The 17,799-nt window shown below is 64.7% G+C and carries 14 protein-coding genes, 1 tRNA gene and 1 other RNA gene; 5 read left to right on the forward strand and 11 right to left on the reverse strand.

All coding sequences use genetic code 11. The annotated features are described in order from the left end of the window. Window positions 1-48: 48 nt before the first annotated feature. From GNZ21_RS05780 to GNZ21_RS05805, 6 genes are all read right to left on the reverse strand, one after another. A complete protein-coding gene (locus tag GNZ21_RS05780; protein WP_157322255.1) occupies window positions 49-2,595 on the reverse strand; it encodes a bifunctional metallophosphatase/5'-nucleotidase in 2,547 nt (848 codons plus the stop codon). Window positions 2,596-2,766: 171 nt separating this feature from the next. Beyond that, a complete protein-coding gene (locus tag GNZ21_RS05785) occupies window positions 2,767-3,966 on the reverse strand; it encodes a hypothetical protein (protein ID WP_157322258.1) in 1,200 nt (399 codons plus the stop codon). A gap of 29 nt (window positions 3,967-3,995) precedes the next feature. Further along, a complete protein-coding gene (locus tag GNZ21_RS05790; RefSeq protein WP_157322260.1) occupies window positions 3,996-4,937 on the reverse strand; it encodes a hypothetical protein in 942 nt (313 codons plus the stop codon). Window positions 4,938-5,407: 470 nt separating this feature from the next. After that, window positions 5,408-5,496, reverse strand: a tRNA-Ser gene (locus GNZ21_RS05795). Between the two features lie 63 nt (window positions 5,497-5,559). Beyond that, window positions 5,560-6,345, reverse strand: coding sequence for a tyrosine-protein phosphatase (locus GNZ21_RS05800; RefSeq protein ID WP_157322262.1), 786 nt, complete (start codon window positions 6,343-6,345; stop codon window positions 5,560-5,562). Continuing rightward, complete coding sequence (locus tag GNZ21_RS05805; RefSeq protein WP_157322264.1) at window positions 6,342-6,848, reverse strand: SRPBCC family protein; 507 nt, start codon at window positions 6,846-6,848, stop codon at window positions 6,342-6,344. The genes GNZ21_RS05800 and GNZ21_RS05805 overlap by 4 nt, the downstream gene beginning before the upstream one ends. A 66-nt stretch (window positions 6,849-6,914) precedes the next feature. Between GNZ21_RS05805 and ffs the strand changes: the two genes are divergently transcribed. Beyond that, window positions 6,915-7,011, forward strand: an RNA gene (gene ffs / locus GNZ21_RS05810) — signal recognition particle sRNA small type. A gap of 86 nt (window positions 7,012-7,097) precedes the next feature. After that, window positions 7,098-7,502 carry a hypothetical protein gene (locus GNZ21_RS05815; protein WP_229659316.1) on the forward strand — a complete coding sequence of 135 codons (405 nt, stop codon included), beginning with the start codon at window positions 7,098-7,100 and terminating at the stop codon, window positions 7,500-7,502. Between the two features lie 71 nt (window positions 7,503-7,573). Here GNZ21_RS05815 and GNZ21_RS05820 read toward each other — a convergent pair whose 3' ends face one another. Further along, complete coding sequence (locus tag GNZ21_RS05820) at window positions 7,574-8,128, reverse strand: thermonuclease family protein (protein ID WP_157322267.1); 555 nt, start codon at window positions 8,126-8,128, stop codon at window positions 7,574-7,576. 197 nt (window positions 8,129-8,325) lie between these two features. Here GNZ21_RS05820 and aceA point away from each other — a divergent pair, with 197 nt between their 5' ends. Beyond that, window positions 8,326-9,684 carry an isocitrate lyase gene (aceA, locus tag GNZ21_RS05825; RefSeq protein ID WP_157322269.1) on the forward strand — a complete coding sequence of 453 codons (1,359 nt, stop codon included), beginning with the start codon at window positions 8,326-8,328 and terminating at the stop codon, window positions 9,682-9,684. A gap of 685 nt (window positions 9,685-10,369) precedes the next feature. Then, entirely contained in the window at window positions 10,370-11,671 is a 1,302-nt protein-coding gene (gene ltrA / locus GNZ21_RS05830) for a group II intron reverse transcriptase/maturase (protein ID WP_157322374.1), read from the forward strand. 61 nt (window positions 11,672-11,732) lie between these two features. Here the strand turns inward: ltrA and GNZ21_RS05835 are convergent, their stop codons facing one another. The 3 genes from GNZ21_RS05835 to GNZ21_RS05845 all read right to left on the reverse strand — a co-directional run bounded on the left by GNZ21_RS05835 (window position 11,733) and on the right by GNZ21_RS05845 (window position 14,907). Beyond that, window positions 11,733-12,710 (reverse strand): glycine betaine ABC transporter substrate-binding protein, encoded by a 978-nt coding sequence (locus tag GNZ21_RS05835; protein ID WP_157322271.1) that lies wholly within the window; start codon window positions 12,708-12,710, stop codon window positions 11,733-11,735. A 77-nt stretch (window positions 12,711-12,787) separates the two neighbouring features. Next, window positions 12,788-13,723: an ABC transporter permease gene (locus tag GNZ21_RS05840; RefSeq protein WP_157322272.1), complete on the reverse strand. Its 936-nt coding sequence runs from the start codon at window positions 13,721-13,723 to the stop codon at window positions 12,788-12,790. Further along, window positions 13,720-14,907 carry a quaternary amine ABC transporter ATP-binding protein gene (locus GNZ21_RS05845; RefSeq protein ID WP_373868351.1) on the reverse strand — a complete coding sequence of 396 codons (1,188 nt, stop codon included), beginning with the start codon at window positions 14,905-14,907 and terminating at the stop codon, window positions 13,720-13,722. The genes GNZ21_RS05840 and GNZ21_RS05845 overlap by 4 nt, the downstream gene beginning before the upstream one ends. A gap of 165 nt (window positions 14,908-15,072) precedes the next feature. Here GNZ21_RS05845 and GNZ21_RS05850 point away from each other — a divergent pair, with 165 nt between their 5' ends. Further along, window positions 15,073-16,530, forward strand: a complete 1,458-nt coding sequence (locus GNZ21_RS05850; RefSeq protein WP_157322274.1) for a helix-turn-helix domain-containing protein — start codon at window positions 15,073-15,075, stop codon at window positions 16,528-16,530. Here GNZ21_RS05850 and GNZ21_RS05855 read toward each other — a convergent pair. Beyond that, entirely contained in the window at window positions 16,527-17,789 is a 1,263-nt protein-coding gene (locus tag GNZ21_RS05855; protein ID WP_157322275.1) for an MFS transporter, read from the reverse strand. The two genes, GNZ21_RS05850 and GNZ21_RS05855, sit on opposite strands and share 4 nt — an antisense overlap. Between the last annotated feature and the right edge of the window lie 10 nt (window positions 17,790-17,799).

Consider the following 17,799-nt stretch of genomic DNA (forward strand, 5'->3'; position numbering starts at 1 on the left):
GCCGAACCCCCGTGAGGGTCCGGCCTCAGCAGCCCTTAGCGTTCAGAGTCAGCTGATGCTGGAGGCCTGACGGCGGCGGATCATCAGCAGCAACACGCCGAGCACCAGCAGCGCCAGTGCGATCGCGGCCACAGCGGTGAGGGTCGCACCGGTCTGCGCCAGTGCGCTCTTCTCATCGGTGTCGCCGGCCGGCTCGGCAGAGGGGTCCTCCTCCTCAGCAGGGGCCTCTTCGTCCTCCTCCACAGGGGCGGGGTCCTCATCGGCCGGGTCCTCCTCATCGGGCTCCTCAGCCACGGCCGAGTCCACGGTGACCATCAGAGTCAGTTCCAGACCGGTCTGCGGCTCCGTGATGGTCAGTGGGACCTCAGCCTCGTCGCCTGCCCAGGCTCCGGCGCTGAAGCCGGGGGAGAAGCTGCCCGCCGAAGTCACCAGGGCGGGAACCTCCACCCGGACCTCGGCAGTGCCGCGAAGATCGTTGTCCTCGCAGATCTCCGGCCAGGAGGTATCTACCTGCGCTGTACCCACTGAGACATCACCCAAGGTGATCTCCAGAGCCTCCGGCTCCGGCAGGCCCGGGGTGTTCCAGGACAGGCCGGCCAGGTCCACGGCGATCTCCTCGCCGGGGGAGTAGACAGCCTCTGGATCAGAGACCCAGGTCAGCGCCAAGGACCGCTTAGCAAGATTCGGTCCGATCTCCAGCTGACCCTCACGGCCCTGCTGGAAGAAGGCGATGAACCCATCCATGTCCACCTGCCCGGTAGTTCCGCGGTTGCCCGCTGCGAAGGGGGTGAAGCCATCGCCACCCTCGGCCAGGAAGGAGTTGGCGGCCAGCAGGTAGGTGGCGTCGAGGTCCAGCTCCTCCCCGTTGAGCCACATGCCGGTGATCCGGTCGCCGTAGTCACGGGTCGGGTCGTAGGTGTAGGTGAATTCACTGGAGGTGCCCAGCATCAGGTCGCGGCCCTCACGCCACTGCAGCTCCAGCACCGCCTTGATCCCGTGGCCGTCGATCTCCACGGAGTTGATCAGGTTGCCGAAGGGCTGGATGGTGGCCAGGTCACGGAAGGTGACCTCGCCGCCGGCGCCCTCAGTTCCCGGGGGCAGGTCAGCGCGTACACCGCCGGGATTCATCACAGCGAAGTCGACGTCATTGGCGGACTGGCGTGCAGCCCAGGCTTGGGCGTCAGCGATCACATCGGACATGGTGGAGCGGGCCGAGCGGTTCTCGCTGCCGTCCTGGTTCTGGGCGCGGGCGAAGCCGGGGTCGGCCTGGCCGATCACCTGGTTGCCGACCTCCTCGGCGGTTTCCACAGCATCGGCTACCAGGGCTGCTACATCGGGACGGTCGCCCGAGTTGCAGTAGACCGGGTTCCAGCCCTCGTCGAATTCGCTCATCAGCGGCAGGTTCTCGTAGCTGGAGTCCACCACCTCGCGGGTCTCCAGGTCGAACTGGATGGTGTACTGGCCGATATTGCGGATGTACTCGCCGGTTTGGGTGACCCAGGTGCCGGCCTCGGTGCGCTGGGCGTAGGTCTGGTGGGTGTGCCCGGAGACGATGGCGAAGATGTCCTCGTGCGCGTTCTCCGTCAGCTCTGCGAAGCCGGGCTGGCCGAGACCTTCGTGGACCAGGACCATGGTGAGGTCGGCGTCCTCGTTCTCCGCGATATGCTCTGCCCAGTAGTTCGCGGTGGCCGACAGGTCGGTCCACTCGATGCCCTCGACACCGCCGGGGGAGACCAGGTTCGGCATGTTCATAGTGTTCAGGCCGATGAACGCGATGCTGGCCCCGCCCACCTCATGAATCTCGTAGGGGTCCAGGATCGGCTCCCCGGTGTTCTCATCGACCACATTGGCGCCCAGCCAGGTGAACTCGCTCAGCGGCATGAACCGGTCACGGAAGTCCGCCCAGCCGGTGTCGAACTCGTGATTGCCCACAGTGCTGACATCCATGCCCCAGAGGTTCAAGGACTCGATAGCCACTTCGTCGTTGGTGGCCCAGGAGGTGAAAGTGGAGGCACCGATATGGTCGCCTGCGCCCACCAGCAGGGTATTGGGGTTCTCACCGCGGAAGTGGTCCACAGTGCAGGCGAAGATTTCAGCCCCAGCGATGTTCCCATCGCGCTCCACGCGGCCATGAAAGTCGTTGGTGGTCAGAATCTGGAGATCGACGACGGCGCCTGCCTCCTCTGTGCCCTCATCTTCCCCATCAGCGAAGAGCTCAGCTGTCTCCTCGGTCTGCTCATCTGATTCATCCTCGGAGGAGACAGCCTCATCCGGGTCCTCATCCTGCTCGGATGCGCCCAGAGTGCCCTCATCTTCTTGCTGGCCGTCATCCTCGGATGCCTCGGATGCTTCCTGGCCCGCCTCGGGGTCTTCGCCCTCGGGGTCTGTTTCGGCGGCGCTGTCCTGGTCCAGGGAGGTGGTGCTCTGAGTCTCGGTGTTGGAATCCTCAGTGCTGGAATCGGCCTGGTTCTCCAGGGACTCCTCGGTGGTGGCGGAGGCTGCGGCGGTGCCGGTCAGCAGTACGGCAGTCAGTCCCACAGCGGTGAGCCGGCGGCTCCAGCGCGTGGGCTCGTCGGCATAAGGCGATTGGGTCATTGAAAGTCCTCGTCATCAGTGCGGATCGGAGCAGCGCAACCATAATCGGCGCGCTGCTCCGATCTGACCAATCGTGGATGAACGCTGCGGAACGTTCAGAGGAACATTTCCCCGCTCTTTGGTGACAAGGCCCACAGCTGTCCAGTGGGCGCTGCTGGCGGCGAGTCAGCCTCAGGAGCTTCTCCGACGATTGCCGATGAGGTAGGCAATCCCGGCGGCGATCAGGGCCCCGCCGGCGATCGCCAGCACCACCACCCAGACATTGACCCCGTTGTCCCCAGAGGTCTGTTCGGTCTGCGCCGGATCAGTCTCATCTGTGCCCTCCGGCTGCTGGTCCTCGGTGGGCTCTTCAGTGGGTGCTTCCGTAGTCTCGTCCTCCGGCTGCTCGGCCTGCTCGTCCTCCTCGGCACCTTCCTCTTCGGGCCCGGGCACGGAGTCCGGCACTGGCCAAATGCTGCGGTCGGCGTAACCGTCCGCGGAGTCATGGACCCCCGGCAGGCCCGCGTCCAAGGACTCGCCCTCCAGAGTGATGCCGAAGGGAGCCCAGCCCAGCACCTCGCTCCCGGAAACGTAGATCAGGCCGTAGATCCCGGTGTAGTCCACCTCTTCGCTGCTGATCTGGGTGGCCCACTGGATGGTCTCCTCGGTGGAGTCGGTCACCCGAGCCGGTAAGAACACCGCCTCTTCACCGCCGGGGGGTAGCAGCCAGAGATCGGCGTAGGTATCGGCCTGAACATCTACCGTGATCTCCTCGTCCAACGGCAGAATCGCCTCATTCTGATGGATGCTCACCAGCCCGTAGGTCTCCTCAGTGAGCACCTCCAGAGTGGGCGGGGTGCTGCTGGGGCTGGTGCGGTCCTGGGGGTCGGGCACGGGCCAAGTTTGCTGGAGACTATCATCGTCGAAGCTGTGATCATCGCCTTCGAGCAGCACTGGATAGACCTGCCAGGTCACCAGATCTCCGCTGTCCCCATCCACAGCGGCGAACGCGTACCAGTCGGAGCCGGCGATCTCCGAGCTGGGCAGCTCGACCTCGATGAGCTCCACCGCCGCCTCAGGGTAGGTGGGTGAGCCTGGGTTCTGGTAGCTGCTGGACTCGGTAGCCCCAGAACCGATCAGGATTTCATCGCCCTGCGGGGAGAGTGCCCAGATTTCTAACGACTCTGGGATATCGAAGTCCTCGGAGAGCAGCATCAGCTCAAAAGCGGAGTCCAGGGGGAATGTTCCCACCCCCTCGCCCAGGGAGAGACCACCGTAGTTCTCCTCCGAGAGGGCTCCGTGCTCCGGTGCCTCGGCATATGCTGCGGCCGGGCTCATCAGGGTCAGTGCCCCAGCCGCAACCAGTGCCGGGAGACGTCGATTATGTGTCATAGCAAGTTGGTCCTCTCCTGGCGCGTGGCTTAGACGCTGGGGCTATTATCCCGGCTGCGCAGGGCGAAGAAAATGCCCAGCGTCAGCAGCCCGGCTGCCACCAGGCCCAGGGTGAGAACCCCGAATCCCGTGTCTGCCAGGCGCTCGTTGCTGCTCGCGGGCTCGGATTCGGGGGTTTCGCTGGGCAGTGCAGACGGTGATGCAGACTCGCTGGGCTGATCCGTGGGGGCAGAAGGCTCCTGAGGCTCCTGGCTCTGTGAAGGTTCCTCAGCAGAGCTCTCGCAGAGGTGACCGTGGTCGGGATCGGCACAGAAGATGTTCAACAAGTCCTCGCCCTCCCCGGCCTCGGCCAGAGCAGTGAGGCTCGCGTGAAGCTCCTTGGGGCTGCGGGTCTTCTGATCACCCTGGTACTCCAGGATCTCGGAGAGGTCCTCCTGGCCCAGCTGCAAGCTCTGCCAGCCCGCCGCCTCACCACCGCTGGTGTAGGCGACCAACCAGTACTGACCGGGGTTGAAAGACTCATCGACCCGAACCTGAGCCACATGGTTCACTGCCACATTCTCCTGGTGGATATTGATGGTGTAGTGCTCCTCCACCGCGTCGGTTCCCAGATCGATGATCCCGCTCTCGGTCTCCTCCTGCGGCAGTAGGTAGAAATCCAGTTCCTCGCCGAGGAGACCCTCTGCGTGCACCAGGGACTCCACACCACGCGCCGCGGGCCCACCTTCGATGGAGATGTAGATGAGGTACTCCTGTTCGGCGGTGAAGTCCTCGAAGCTGATTTCCGCCTCATCCAGGGTGCCCTCGGTGCCGAAGTCCCGGTGCGGCTGGTCCGCACCTGCTGCGGAGACGGCTGCGGGGGCGGCAAGGACCAGTCCGGCCGCGATGGTCAGTGCGCTCAGCGTGCGCACCGGAGTGCGGCGCAGCGCAGGATAGGGGGATGTGGTGGGGGTTGGGGCTGTGCCGTTCATGATCCTCGCTCCTTGCGTCGGTGGGGTCGGCGGTGACTTCCGATACCCGTGCGGGGCATCTGACTAAGACGCTAGACCCTTTGCGAACGCAATTCAAGGCAAATGCATGCAAATAATGTAACGATCGTCGTTATGGTGTCACAATCGCGTTAACCCTGGTGGTTCAGCGATGCCGTAGGATCGAGCTGACCGCGAGGATTCGCGGAGTTTGCTTCTGGGAATTAATCTGTTCATTGGCACCTCCCTTCCTCGCCGATCAGGCGGGCCACTTCATCGGTCTTCTCGGTCATGCGGGACTCACAGGGCGGTGAGGGCAGGTCAGGCCGATCTGGTGGCGGGCGCTCGCCACTCAGGCCTCTCTTGGGACAGCAGATAGCAACTGTCAGCCTGTGCGGGAAGGATATCCGGGATCAGACTGAAGAATCCCCGCCTGGATCAGAAACAACCTGATCAGACGGGGATTCGCTCGGCGGAGACGGAGGGATTTGAACCCTCGGCAGAGAATTAACCCTGCACCACCATTCCAGGGTGGCTCCTTCGGCCGCTCGGTCACGTCTCCAAAGCTGCCCTCATATGAGGACCGATACATCCTAGCTGAAAACTAGGTAGTTAAGCACATCGGCTAATCGACGAGCTTGGAGTGCAGCCCCTCGGCGAGCTCATCCGGATCGGTCTGCTGCTTCAAAAGGTCCAGAATCCCGCCCGAACCGCCCAGTTCAGTGAGCATCGAGTCCATGGAGTCGGGGGTGGCGGCGAGCAGCGGGTGGTTCGAGGAGAAGAACTCTCGAGCCCGGGCGGCGTCCTCATCGTCGGGATCCTGGGCCCGGGTATAGGCGGCGTGCCGGAGCCGTTCGAAGATCTGATTCAGGTTCTCCTGGGTGCGGGCATAGTCGGCTACAATCTCGCTGCGGTCAGCTCCCAGTAGGGTCAGCACTACCCCGGCAAGAATCCCGGTGCGGTCCTTCCCGGCCGCGCAGTGGAACAGGACTCCGCCCTCGGTATGGCCGATCACCTGCAGCCCTTCGGCTACCTCGTGGATATGGCTGCGTACCAGGCCTGCGTACCAGTGGCCCACATCCGCAGGGGAACGCACGGCCGGGGCGGCCTCCACAAGCGCCAGAGGATGCACCGCGGTTTCGGCCAACGGCAGATGGTGGGCACGCACGCCGAGTTCACCGCTGAATCGGTGCGGAGAAAGCTCAGCCTCCGGGGTGGAGCGCAGGTCCAGCACGGCGGTGAGTCCCTGCGATGCCAGCTCAGAGAGCTCCGCGCGCGGGGAGATGGTCGGATCATCGGAGCGCCACAGCGCACCGGACTTCACTCGCCCGCCCTCCACCTGGATCCCGCCCAGATCGCGCAGGTTCACCAGTGGGAGGGTCTGAGCTGCGGTGCTGGTCTCGATGCTCATGCAAACCTCCGCTGGACCCGCCGCAGGGACTCTCTGATGCTCTCCGCGTTGGCCGCAAACACCCTGGCCAGCTTCAGCACAGCCCGGGCCGGCGGAAACTGCTGTGCGGTGTCAAAGGACTCCGTCACCAGTGTGCGGGGTGTCGCGGCGTCGTTGTCCTCCAGGCACTCGAACTCCCAGCGCCAGCGATGCCCGGTGGGCTGGCGCCACTCGATCACACCAGGGGATCCAGGTGCAGGCCGGCGGGCCCGAGTGACCCGCAGCGGTAGATGGTAGGGCAGCCGGTACTTGCGCATGTGGACGGTGAACCGAGCCCCCTCGGTGAGCTCATGCGGGCCCATCGCCCGGGACTGGACGGTCTCCGAGCCGTCAATCTCGTGGTGGCGGTGCGGATCGGCCACCAGGGCATAGATCTCATCCGCAGGGGCGCTGACCGTGATCGAATAGCTCACCGTATCCGGCCCAGCCTCGCGGCGCACCGGCTCATTCTGTGCAAAACTCACCATGCCAGCCTACCGGCCACTGCCGGCGCAGTTGGCCCGGGGGGCGGGAGTCGCGGTAGGATGAAATCTGGCCCCACGCGTGGTGTCATCCTGCTGAACTCCCCCAGGACCTGACGGTAGCAAGGGTAGGCGGGCTCTGGCAGGTGCGCGTGGGGTTTCTAATACCCAGTTCTTCTACGTGGCGTAGAAACCAACGGTACACTGGCGGAGAGAACCGTTCCGCGCCGCAAATTCTCAAGGAGAGCTCCGATGGCTGAGACCTACACCAATTCCCCGATGCCCAAGCTGACCTTCATCACCGGCGGCCTGCTGGTGCTGGTGGGCGGTGGAGGGTACCTCTACTCGCTGACCAATGACACCGACCACTGGACTGCCCTCATCCCGGCGATTATCGGCGTGCTGCTGCTGATCAGCGGTGGCATCGCCCTGAAGAACCTGATGGCAGGCATCCACATCGCACTGCTCTTTGCGCTGATCGGTACGCTGGGCATGATCATGCCGCTGAGCGGCACCGCCGACCTGCTGGCCGGAGACCATGAGCGCCCGGCCGCAGTGGTCACCGCCTTCATCTCCCTGGTGATCTTGGTGGTCTACCTCTTCCTGGGAGTGCGCAGCTTCATCGCTGCCCGCCGGTGGAAGAAGGAGAACGCCTAAGTCCTGGTGCGGCCGGGAGCCTCGTGCCCCGGCCGTGGTCAGATCCGATGGCCGCGGTGAGGCGGCCGCCACTAGCACAGGGAGAACAGACCGAGGCCCTCTGCTTCTGCCTGGGCCCAGGCCTCCTCGATCACCTCGAGGTAGCGGTCATTGGGGGCGAAATACACCGGCTCCGCCCATCCCTGCCGCGCCAGCTCCTCATTGATGAACAGCTCCTCGGCGAAGACCCCGGCCAGCAGCCGGTCATAGCGGTCCCGTAGCTCCTCATCAAACTCCAGTACGACGACGTCCCCTGGGCTCAACAGCCCATTGATCGCCTCGGTGGCCTCCGGGCCCCCGCACTCCACCGGCTGATGCGGGTGCACCGTCTCTGGAGCGTCGATGTTCAGCAGCCGCACCCGCTCCTGTTCGCCGTGGAGTTCCACGATGATGGTGTCTGCGTCCACGATCCGCACCACCTCGGCCGCGGAGGCCTCATCGGAGAATCCCTCCGGCAGCTCAGGCGGCCGGGACTGCCACCAGCCCAGCACGGCTGCGGCTAGGACAGCCACCAGAATTATGCCTGCCCAGACCCAGATGCCGCGGGAGAGTGGTTGCCGGCCAGGGCGCTGTGGTGGTGGGTTCATGATGAGGAGCCTATCGGCGTCGTCGTTCTCTGGATGGTGCGATGCAGGCAGGCACTGAACGGGTGCCAGTTCCACTGAATCTTCGATAATGCGAAGAATTGCAGATCTTCACCTCACATGAGCTGGCGGAGGGGTTGCAAAGTGCCGAAAACTGGGGAATGTCAGCGATGACAACCACGAATCAAAGGAGATTCCCCATGACCATCACCACCGAGGAAACAACCGCCGCCACCGGATCGGCCGGTACGCCCCAGCCGGAGACCCGCGATGTGTTTGAGGAGAAGGCCCAGGCTCTGCAGCGCGACTGGGACACGAATCCCCGTTGGCAGACCACCACCCGCGACTACTCCGCCGAAGAGGTCGTCAAGCTCCAAGGCAGAGTTCAGGAGGAGTTCACCCTGGCAAAGCGCGGCTCCCAGGAGCTCTGGGACCAGCTCACCGCCGAGCATGCTGCCGGCACATTCACCAATTCTCTGGGCGCCCTCACCGGCAATATGGCGGTGCAGCAGGTCAAGGCCGGGCTGCGCGCCATCTACCTCTCCGGCTGGCAGGTGGCCGGGGACGCCAACCTCTCCGGGCAGACCTATCCCGATCAGTCGCTCTACCCGGCCAACTCGGTGCCCGCTGTGGTGCGCCGGATCAACAATGCCCTGCTGCGTGCCGACCAGATCGAATACCTCGAGGGCAAACGCACCGTGGAGGACTGGCTGGTGCCGATCGTGGCCGACGCCGAGGCCGGCTTCGGAGGCCCCCTGAACGCCTATGAGCTGATGAAGCAGATGATCGCCGCTGGAGCCTCCGGGGTGCACTGGGAGGACCAGCTGGCCTCCGAGAAGAAGTGCGGCCATCTGGGCGGCAAGGTGCTGGTGCCCACCGGTCAGCACATCCGTACCCTGCAGGCAGCGCGGCTGGCCGCCGATGTGTCCAAGACCCCCAGCGTGATCATCGCCCGCACCGACGCTGAGGCCGCCACTCTGATCACTTCTGACGTGGACGAGCGCGATGCCGCCTTCATCACCGGCGAACGCACCGCTGAGGGCTTCTACAAAGTGCGCAACGGGATCGATCCCTGCATCGCCCGCGCCAAGGCCTACGCCCCCTACTCGGATCTGATCTGGATGGAGACCGGCACCCCGGACCTCGAGGTGGCCAAACGGTTCGCAGAGGCGGTCAAGGCCGAGCACCCCGACCAGATGCTGGCCTATAACTGCAGCCCATCTTTCAACTGGAAGAAGCACCTCGACGATGCCACTATCGCTAAGTTCCAGCGCGAGCTGGGCGCCATGGGCTACACCTTCCAGTTCATCACCCTGGCCGGGTTCCACGCCCTGAACTACTCGATGTTTGAACTGGCCCAGGGCTACAACGCCGAGCAGATGAAGGCCTATGTGGAGCTGCAGGAGAAGGAATTCGCTGCCGAGGCGGCGGGATACACCGCCACAAAGCACCAGCGGGAGGTCGGCACCGGCTACTTCGACGCGGTCTCCACGACCCTGAACCCCGAATCCTCCACAGTGGCCCTGCGCGGCTCCACCGAAGAGGGTCAGTTCCACTGAGCTGGAAAGGGGCAGGGGTCTGCGGCAAGCAGATCAGCACGTGGCAGTAGAGACGACTGTGCCCCCGGGAGTGTTTCGAGGTCCTCCTGGGGGCACAGTTCTGGTACGCCCGGCATGGGCATTGGCTTGAGGGTGTGAGTCCCTTGGAGGAGAAGGTGGTTTAACTTCTAGCCGAAGGCAACTGCTTCATCGTGAGGTGGGGTGGGGAGGAAGCTGGTGGCAAAGCCTGGTTCTGAGGTACACGAATCGCATATGAGGCGTCCCGGTTGGGGTAAGCCAGCCAGAGATGGTGATGCCCGTTCCACCAAGAACGGCTGGGGTGTAAATGCGGCGGGGCCAGGTGAAAGTCAATGTTCTTATCCGGGGAGGCCTGCCCCGTGCCCACCGTTGGTGGGGGTTTTGGGTCGAGAGGTCCAGGGTCAGGTGGGGTAGGAGTCAGCAGAGGTCGTAGTACTTGTACGGGTTTTCCGGGGACACATCTCCTCGTTATTTGAAAGTGCAGGGAAGGGCTGAACGCTGTTGTTTGGTCATCACTGGCTGTGTTGCTGGTGAGCATCATGATGATCGCAGATGCCCTGTTGGGGTCAGAGTGGATGGAGGAGTATCGGTGCATCCGAGAAGTGCCCCACCTGAGCGCAGTGATGTTCTAGCGCCCGTAGCAGGTGGTGCCAAGGGCCAGCAGGGGCTGTGGGAGGAGGTTTTCTCTCGGGAGAATCTGTTGGCCGCGTTGAAGCGGGTTGAGCGTAATGCCGGTGCCCCAGGGGGTGATGGGATGAGTGCCGCACAGTTGCGGGATTGGTGTCGTGATCACTGGGATCAGACCCGGGATGCGCTTGATTCAGGGGCTTATAGGCCTGCACCTGTTCGTCAGGTTTCGATTCCCAAACCTGATGGTGGGGTGCGGGTGTTAGGGGTCCCGACCGTGTTGGAGCGGTTGATCCAGCAGGCTATTGCCCAGGTGCTGAGCCCGATCTTCGAGGAAGGTTTCTCGGAGTTTTCTTTCGGGTTCCGGCCGGGGCGTTCTGCCCATGATGCTGTGCGCACAGCGCAGACTTTTGTGGAGCAGGGGTACCGGTGGGTGATCGAGGTTGATCTGGATTCGTTCTTTGACCGGGTCCATCACGATAAGCTCATGCACCGAGTAGCCCGTGTAGTGAAGGATAAGCGGGTGTTGCGCCTGATCCGGCGGTATCTGACTGCTGGTGTCATGGCTGATGGTATCCGGCAGACGGTGGCCGAGGGCACCCCGCAGGGGAGTCCTCTTTCGCCGTTGCTGAGCAATATCATGCTCCACGACTTCGACCAGGTGCTCGAAGACCGGGGACATCGGTTCGTCAGGTATGCCGATGATATCCGCATCTTTGTGAGGTCGAAGCGTGCTGCAGAACGTGTCCTTTCCCAGGCCACTAAGGTGCTGGAAGGGCGGTTGAAACTGCGGGTGAACCAGCAGAAGTCCACGATCAACCCAGCGACTGTAGCCACGTTGCTGGGGTTCGGGTTCTTCTTTCTTGCTGGCGGGAAGGTCGGTATTCGGGTTGGGCCGAAGTCTCTGAAAAGACTCAAGCAGCGAATCCGTGAGCTGACCTCGCGCCGGTGGAGTATCAGTATGGGTGAGCGCATCACCAGGTTGAACCGGTTCGTTCGGGGCTGGATGGGCTATTTCGGCGTCGCTGCCACGCCAAGGGTCTTTAGGGCCTTGGATGAATGGTTTCGTCGTCGGATGCGTCAGATCCGGTGGAAGGAATGGAAACGGCCCGGCACCAGGCGGCGGAACTTACGTCGTCTTGGTGTGGCCCCCTCTCAGGCCTATCAGTGGAGTTATTCCAGCCGTGGGTACTGGCGGGTGGCTGGCTCTCCTATCCTTTCCCGGGCGTTGCCTAATGAGTACTGGTCAGAGCTGGGTCTGTGGTTCTTCACTGCTGCTTGGTACCGCTTCAACGCTTCAGCGAACCGCCGTATGCGAAGCTCCGCACGTACGGTGGTGTGAGAGGCGGGCCGGGCAACCGGCCCGCCTACTCGATTGTTCAGCTGTTCAGCGGGCCTGAAGCTCAGCCGATCAGCTCGTCAATGACATCCTGGTTGTTCTCAGCCCACTCGACAGCGCCCTCGGGACCGTCGTCGTACTCGTTGACCACCAGATCTTCGAGCTCGGCGTACTGATCGTCAGTCAGCTCGAAGCTGCTCATCCACTCGGCCACCTCGGGGAACTCGGAGGAGAACTCGGCGTTGGCCACCAAGTTCAGGGTCTCCTCCTCACCCAGCAGGCCCTCGGGGTCCTCCAGATCCTTCATGTCCCAGCTGCCGTAGGCCCAGAAGGGACGCCACAGGGTGACCACGATGTCCTCCTCGGCGGAGATGGCGTTGTCCAGCTCCGCGAGCATCGCGGCGGTGGAGGACTCCACCAGGTCGAACTCCTCATCCAGGCCGTAGCCGGGGAAGACAGTGTCTCCGGTGACCGCCATATGGCCGGCCCCGGCCTCGATGCCGACCACGCGGTTGTCGAAGGCCTCCGGGTCGTCCAGCAGCTCGGGGATGGAGTCGATGTCGGTGTACTCCGGCACGGCCAGGGTCAGCACTGCGCCCTCATAGTAGGCACCGAGGTCCTCCAGGTTGTCGCCGTGCTGGTCCAAATAGGCCTCGTGGGTCACCGGCAGCCAGGCGGAGGGGTAGACGTCGATGTCGCCGTCGGCCAGGCCCTGGTAGACCGGTGCGGCGTCGCCGAGGGCCATGACCTCCACCTCATAGCCCTGCTCCTCGAGGATGTGCTGCCACAGGAAGGTCAGCGAGGAGCCGTCGGTCCAGCCCTCGATATAGCCCAGGGTGATGGTTCCGCCGTCACCGGCGGCCTCGGCGGCGTCGTCGTCCTCCTCCTCGTCAACGGCGTCGTCACCGGTGTCGGTGTCCTCGACGTCGGCGTCGTCAGGCTCCTCGCCGTTCTCGCCGTTGTCATCGCCGCAGGCGGCCAGGCTCAGGCCCAGCACGGACAGTACAGCGGCCGATTTCAGAAATGTTGATGAGGGCTTCATAGTGTGCCACTTCCTTTCGTTATGGTACGAACTCTTCTTCTACAGTTCCCGCCGCCTTGGGCGGGCAGATCATGGGGTCAGGTGACCGCAAGAGGCTGCGGAGCCTGCCGCCGGCGGCGCAGCAGCCGGCTCAGCATGCGGCCGTCCTCGGCGCTGAGCGAGGCGGTGACCCGGTCCAGGAACACGGCGAGCATCACCACGCAGAGCCCGGCCTCCAGGCCGCGGGCCAGGTCCAGCCGGTTGATAGCCCCGACCACGACGCCGCCCAGGCCGCCGCCGCCCACAAAGCCGGCGAAGACAGCCATGGACAGGGCCAGCATGATCACCTGGTTGACGCCGGCCATGATGGTCTTGACCGCCAGCGGCAACTGGATCCGGAAGAGGATCTGCAGGCCAGTGGAGCCGAAGGCGTGCCCGGCCTCGACCACCTCGGAGTCCACCTGCCGGATGGCCAGCTCGGTGAGCCGGACCCCCGGCGGCAACGCGAAGATGATGGTGGCCAGGATGCCGGCGGGCATGCCGAGGCCGAACATGAACAGGGTCGGGATGAGCCAGACCAGCGCCGGCATGGTCTGCATCAGGTCCAGCACCGGTCTGACCCCCCGGGAGACGGTCTGGCTCTTGGCCGCCAGGACGCCCAGCGGGATGGCGATCAGCAGCGCGACCACCACCGCCACTGCGACCATCGCCAGGGTCTGAAGCGACTGCTCCCAGAGGTCCACGCTGACGATGAACAGCATCAGCGGCACGGTCAGCGCCGCCAGCTTCCAGTCCTTGGCCAGCCAGGCGATCAGGGCGAGGATCGCGGTGAGGATCAGTGCATCCGGGCCGGCGAGCAGCTCGGCCAGCCCCTCCGCGGAGGTCTCGAAGGCGATGTCCGCCCAGTCGATCAGCCGGCTGAAGGTGTCCTGGAACCAGTCGAACCCGGTCTCCAGCCATTCGCCGACCGGCAGCCGCGGGATGCCGGTGCCCTCGGTCTCCTCCGCAGCCAGCGGCAGGGTGCTCAGGCTCATGCCGCCACCTCCTCGGGAACAGTGGTGAAGGGCCCCGAGCTGGGGTCGGCCAGAGCGCTGAGCAGGGTGACCCGGGGGATCACGCCCTGCAGCCGCCCGCTGCCGTCGACCACGGCCAGCCCGGCCGCATGCTCGGCGGCGGCGTTGAGCAGCTCGGCGAGCACCGTCTCCGGCGCGGTGGTGGGCATGGGCCGGATGAGGCCGTCCAGGGTGTCCCTGCCGATAGCGACCCCTTCGGCGGCGTCGTGCTCGTAGATCACACCCAGCAGCTGCTTGGACTGGTCCACCACGCACAGCGCGGTGGTCTGGTGCTCACGCATCAGCCGGTGGGCGGCGCGGGGGCCCTGCTCGGCCCCCAGCAGGGCGACCGGCGGCTCCTTGACGTCTCCTGCGGTGAGCACCCGGGTGCGGTCCACGTCCTGGATGAACTGGGCCACGTAGTCGTTGGCAGGGTCGTTGAGGATCTGCTCGGTGGTGCCGTTCTGCACAATCCGGCCGTCGCGCATCACGGCGATCCGGTTGCCCAGACGCATCGCCTCGTTGAGGTCGTGGGTGATGAAGACGATGGTCTTGCCCAGTTCCTGCTGCAGCTCCAGCAGCTGGTCCTGCATCTCCTTACGGATCAGCGGGTCCAGGGCGCTGAAGGCCTCGTCCATGAGCATCAGCTCGGTCTCGGCGGCCAGTGCGCGGGCCAGGCCCACCCGCTGCTGCATCCCGCCGGAGAGCTCATGCGGGCGCATATGCCCGTAGCCGCCCAGACCCACCAGGCGCAGCGCCTCCTCGGCCCGGCGCTCCCGCTCGGCCCGGTTGATCCCGCGCACCTCCAGTGCGTAGGCGGCGTTCTGGCCTACTGTGCGGTGCGGCATCAGCGCAAAGTGCTGGAAGACCATCGCCATCTTCTCCCGGCGGATGCGGCGCAGCTGCCGGGGGCCCGCGGCAGTGATGTCCTCGCCGAAGATCTCCACCGTCCCGTCGGTGGGCGGCTGGATGCCGTTGAGGGTGCGGATCAGCGTGGACTTCCCGGAGCCGGAAAGGCCCATCACCACAAAGATCTCCCCGGGGGCCACCTCAAAGCTGGCGTCGATGACGGCAGCTGTGCCCAGGGGCTTGACGTCCTCGCGGCTGGCTCCCTCCTTGAGCCTGCGCACAATGGTTTCGGGCCGTCTGCCGAATGCTTTGTACACATTCCGCACACTGACCGCAGCGTCGGATCTATTCGTATTTTCTGGCAAGTCTATGGACTCCTCATGCGTGTGATCTCATCTGCCAAGCTATCAAACTCACTTTGTGTGATATGGGTCACTCCTTTACCCGGGCCTCCGGGAGCGGATCTGGCCTACACTTGGCCCATGCGCGCACCGGAGCTCACAGGGGACGACGCCGCCCTGGACCTGATTGCCCTGGGCCGCCGGGTGCGGCACCTGCGCAAGAAGCAGGGCATGACCCTGGATGATCTGGGAGAGGCCGTGGGCACTGCACCCAGCCAGCTGTCCCTGCTGGAGAACGGACGGCGCGAGCCCAAACTCTCACAGCTTCACCAGCTGGCACGGGTCCTGGGTGTCAGCACCGAGGACCTGCTTGGGGCCGAACCCCCCTCCAAGCGCGCGGCCCTGGAGATTGAGCTGGAGAAGACCCAGCGTGGCCCGCTCTACGCGGCTCTGGGGCTGCCCACCGTGCGGATCTCCAACCGGCTGCCCATGGATGTGCTGGAGTCCCTGGTGGCCCTGCAGCGTGAGGTCGCCCGGCGCCTCGAGGAGCAGGCCGCCACCCCGGAGGAGGCCCGCCGAGCCAATACCGAGCTGCGCGAGGAGATGCGCGCGCGCAACAACTACTATCCGGAGATCGAGGCTCAGGCCGCTGAGCTTCTGGAGAGCGTGGGCTACAGCTCCGGGCCTCTGGGGCATCATATCGCCGCTCGGATCGCCGAACATCTGGGCTTCTCCATCCGGTTCGTGCCCAATCTGCCCAACTCCACCCGCTCGGTCACCGACCGGAAAAACCGCATCATCTACCTCACCCAGGGCCGTTCCCGGGACTGGGACGCCCGCTCGGTGCTGCTGCAAGCCCTGGGCCACCATGTGCTGGGCCACACTGAGCCGCGGGACTACTCCGAGTTCCTCAGCCAGCGGGTCTACACCAACTACTTCGCTGCAGCACTGCTGATGCCTGAGCGCACTGCGGTGGAGCATCTGACCGAGGCCAAGGGCGCCAAGCAGCTGGCCATCGAGGATCTCCGCGACGCCTTCGCCGTCAGCTACGAGTCCGCCGCCCACCGGTTCACCAATCTGGCCACTGAGCACCTGGGCATCACCTGCCACTTCCAGAAGGTGCACGAGTCCGGCATCATTCACAAAGCCTATGAGAACGACGGCGTGAGCTTCCCCACCGACCACACTGGGGCCATTGAGGGGCAGACCGTCTGCCGGCGCTGGACTTCACGGGAGGTCTTCGAGGTAGAGGACAAGTTCCGCTCCTTCAACCAGTACACCGACACTCCGGCCGGGACCTACTGGTGCACCGCCCGCACCGAAGGGCACTCCTCGGGGATGTACTCGCTGTCCATCGGAGTGCCTTTCGAGCACGCCAAGTGGTTCCGCGGCAAGGACACGCAGGCCCGCTCGTCCTCCGGCTGCCCGGATGACCCCAGCTGCTGCCGCACGCCCCCGCCCGAGTTGGCCGAGCTATGGGCCGGCGCAGCCTGGCCGGCCACCCGGGCCAATACCCACCTGCTGGCCGCAATGCCGCAGGGCGCCTTCCCTGGGGTGGACACCACTGAGGTCTATCAGTTCCTGCAGCGCCATTCCTAGACCCGGGGCAGCACTCCGGTGGCATCGTTGACCCAGCCACGGGTACGACGCCGCGCCACCCCCTGCCGTACCGAGAACTTCCCGTGCACCAGCCAGTACAGACCCAGGGTGAGCACCACCACAGCCGCGCAGCCGGCGTACATCACGTGGTAGCCGAAGGCCTCCACCACCGGTCCCAGGGCCAGCGGGGCGAAGCCGAAACCCATATCCATCATGATGAAGAAGGTGGAGATCCCGATGCTGATCCGATGGGTGCGCAGCTTGGAGGCGATGACCGCCTGGATCGCCGGCAGCAGGGCCCCGAACCCGAACCCGGCCAGCACCCCGGCAGCGATCATCACGCCCTGATGGGGAGACCAGGCCAGCAGGCCCATTGAGACGATGAACCCGCCCAGGGCCGGCATGATCACCACATTGTCTCCATAACGGTCCTGAATCCGGCCCATGAACAGCCGGGCCACCAGCATGGTGGCCGCATAGACCACAAAGTAGATGCTGGCTGCGTCCGTCATCCCCAGGGACTGGGCGTAGCCGTTGAGGAAAGTCATCACCGAGGCGAAGGTGAGGCCCAGCAGCATCGCCACCACGGCGATCGGGAAGACCCGGGGCTCAATCACATCAGAGGGGCCCAGCCGCAGCCGCTCCCGCAGCGGAGTTCCGGGCTGCTTCACCTCCGGGGTGCGGATGAGGCAGGCGAAGAGGAAGGACAGGGCCGAGATCAGCGAGACCGCCGTGAACATTCCGGTGTAGCCGTAGACCGCCGTGAGCTGGATGGCTGCCAGTGGGCCCAGGGCCGGTGGCAGCGAGTTGGCCAGCAGATAGTAGCCGGAGCCCTCCCCGCGCCGGGAGCGGGGGATGATGTCGAAGACCGCTGAGGTCAGGGCAGTCTGGCCGAAGCCCAGTGCGATGCCGTGGAACAGGCGCAGTGCGATCAGCCAGCCGTAGGAGTCGATGACCGGATAGGCCACCCCGGCCAGGGTGAAGATCAGCAGGCAGATCACCAGAATAGGTTTGCGGCCCAGGGTGTTGACGTACTTGCCGGCGAAGAACCGGGCGCCGAGGGCACCCACCACAAAGGCGCTGGCGGCGAAGCCCGCCGCCGTCTCGCCGGCACCGAACTCAGTGGCCGCATAGACGGCCATCGCGGTGACCAGGATGAAGAAGACGGTGGTGATGCAGAGGTTGATGAGGATCGCCAGCGCGAAGTTCCAGCTGAACAGTTTTTCTTTCGTATCCTGATCCTTGGCATCCTGACTCACACACTGATTC

Source organism: Nesterenkonia alkaliphila (assembly GCF_009758175.1).
GTDB lineage: Bacteria > Actinomycetota > Actinomycetes > Actinomycetales > Micrococcaceae > Nesterenkonia > Nesterenkonia alkaliphila.

Bases quoted from the DNA above. Each gene is read 5' to 3' on its own strand.
- GNZ21_RS05780 (WP_157322255.1), bottom strand. From the start codon at position 2,595: ATGACCCAATCGCCTTATGCCGACGAGCCCACGCGCTGGAGCCGCCGG.
- GNZ21_RS05785 (WP_157322258.1), bottom strand. From the start codon at position 3,966: ATGACACATAATCGACGTCTCCCGGCACTGGTTGCGGCTGGGGCACTG.
- GNZ21_RS05790 (WP_157322260.1), bottom strand. From the start codon at position 4,937: ATGAACGGCACAGCCCCAACCCCCACCACATCCCCCTATCCTGCGCTG.
- GNZ21_RS05800 (WP_157322262.1), bottom strand. From the start codon at position 6,345: ATGAGCATCGAGACCAGCACCGCAGCTCAGACCCTCCCACTGGTGAAC.
- GNZ21_RS05815 (WP_229659316.1), top strand. From the start codon at position 7,098: ATGGCTGAGACCTACACCAATTCCCCGATGCCCAAGCTGACCTTCATC.
- GNZ21_RS05820 (WP_157322267.1), bottom strand. From the start codon at position 8,128: ATGAACCCACCACCACAGCGCCCTGGCCGGCAACCACTCTCCCGCGGC.
- aceA (WP_157322269.1), top strand. From the start codon at position 8,326: ATGACCATCACCACCGAGGAAACAACCGCCGCCACCGGATCGGCCGGT.
- GNZ21_RS05835 (WP_157322271.1), bottom strand. From the start codon at position 12,710: ATGAAGCCCTCATCAACATTTCTGAAATCGGCCGCTGTACTGTCCGTG.
- GNZ21_RS05840 (WP_157322272.1), bottom strand. From the start codon at position 13,723: ATGAGCCTGAGCACCCTGCCGCTGGCTGCGGAGGAGACCGAGGGCACC.
- GNZ21_RS05850 (WP_157322274.1), top strand. From the start codon at position 15,073: ATGCGCGCACCGGAGCTCACAGGGGACGACGCCGCCCTGGACCTGATT.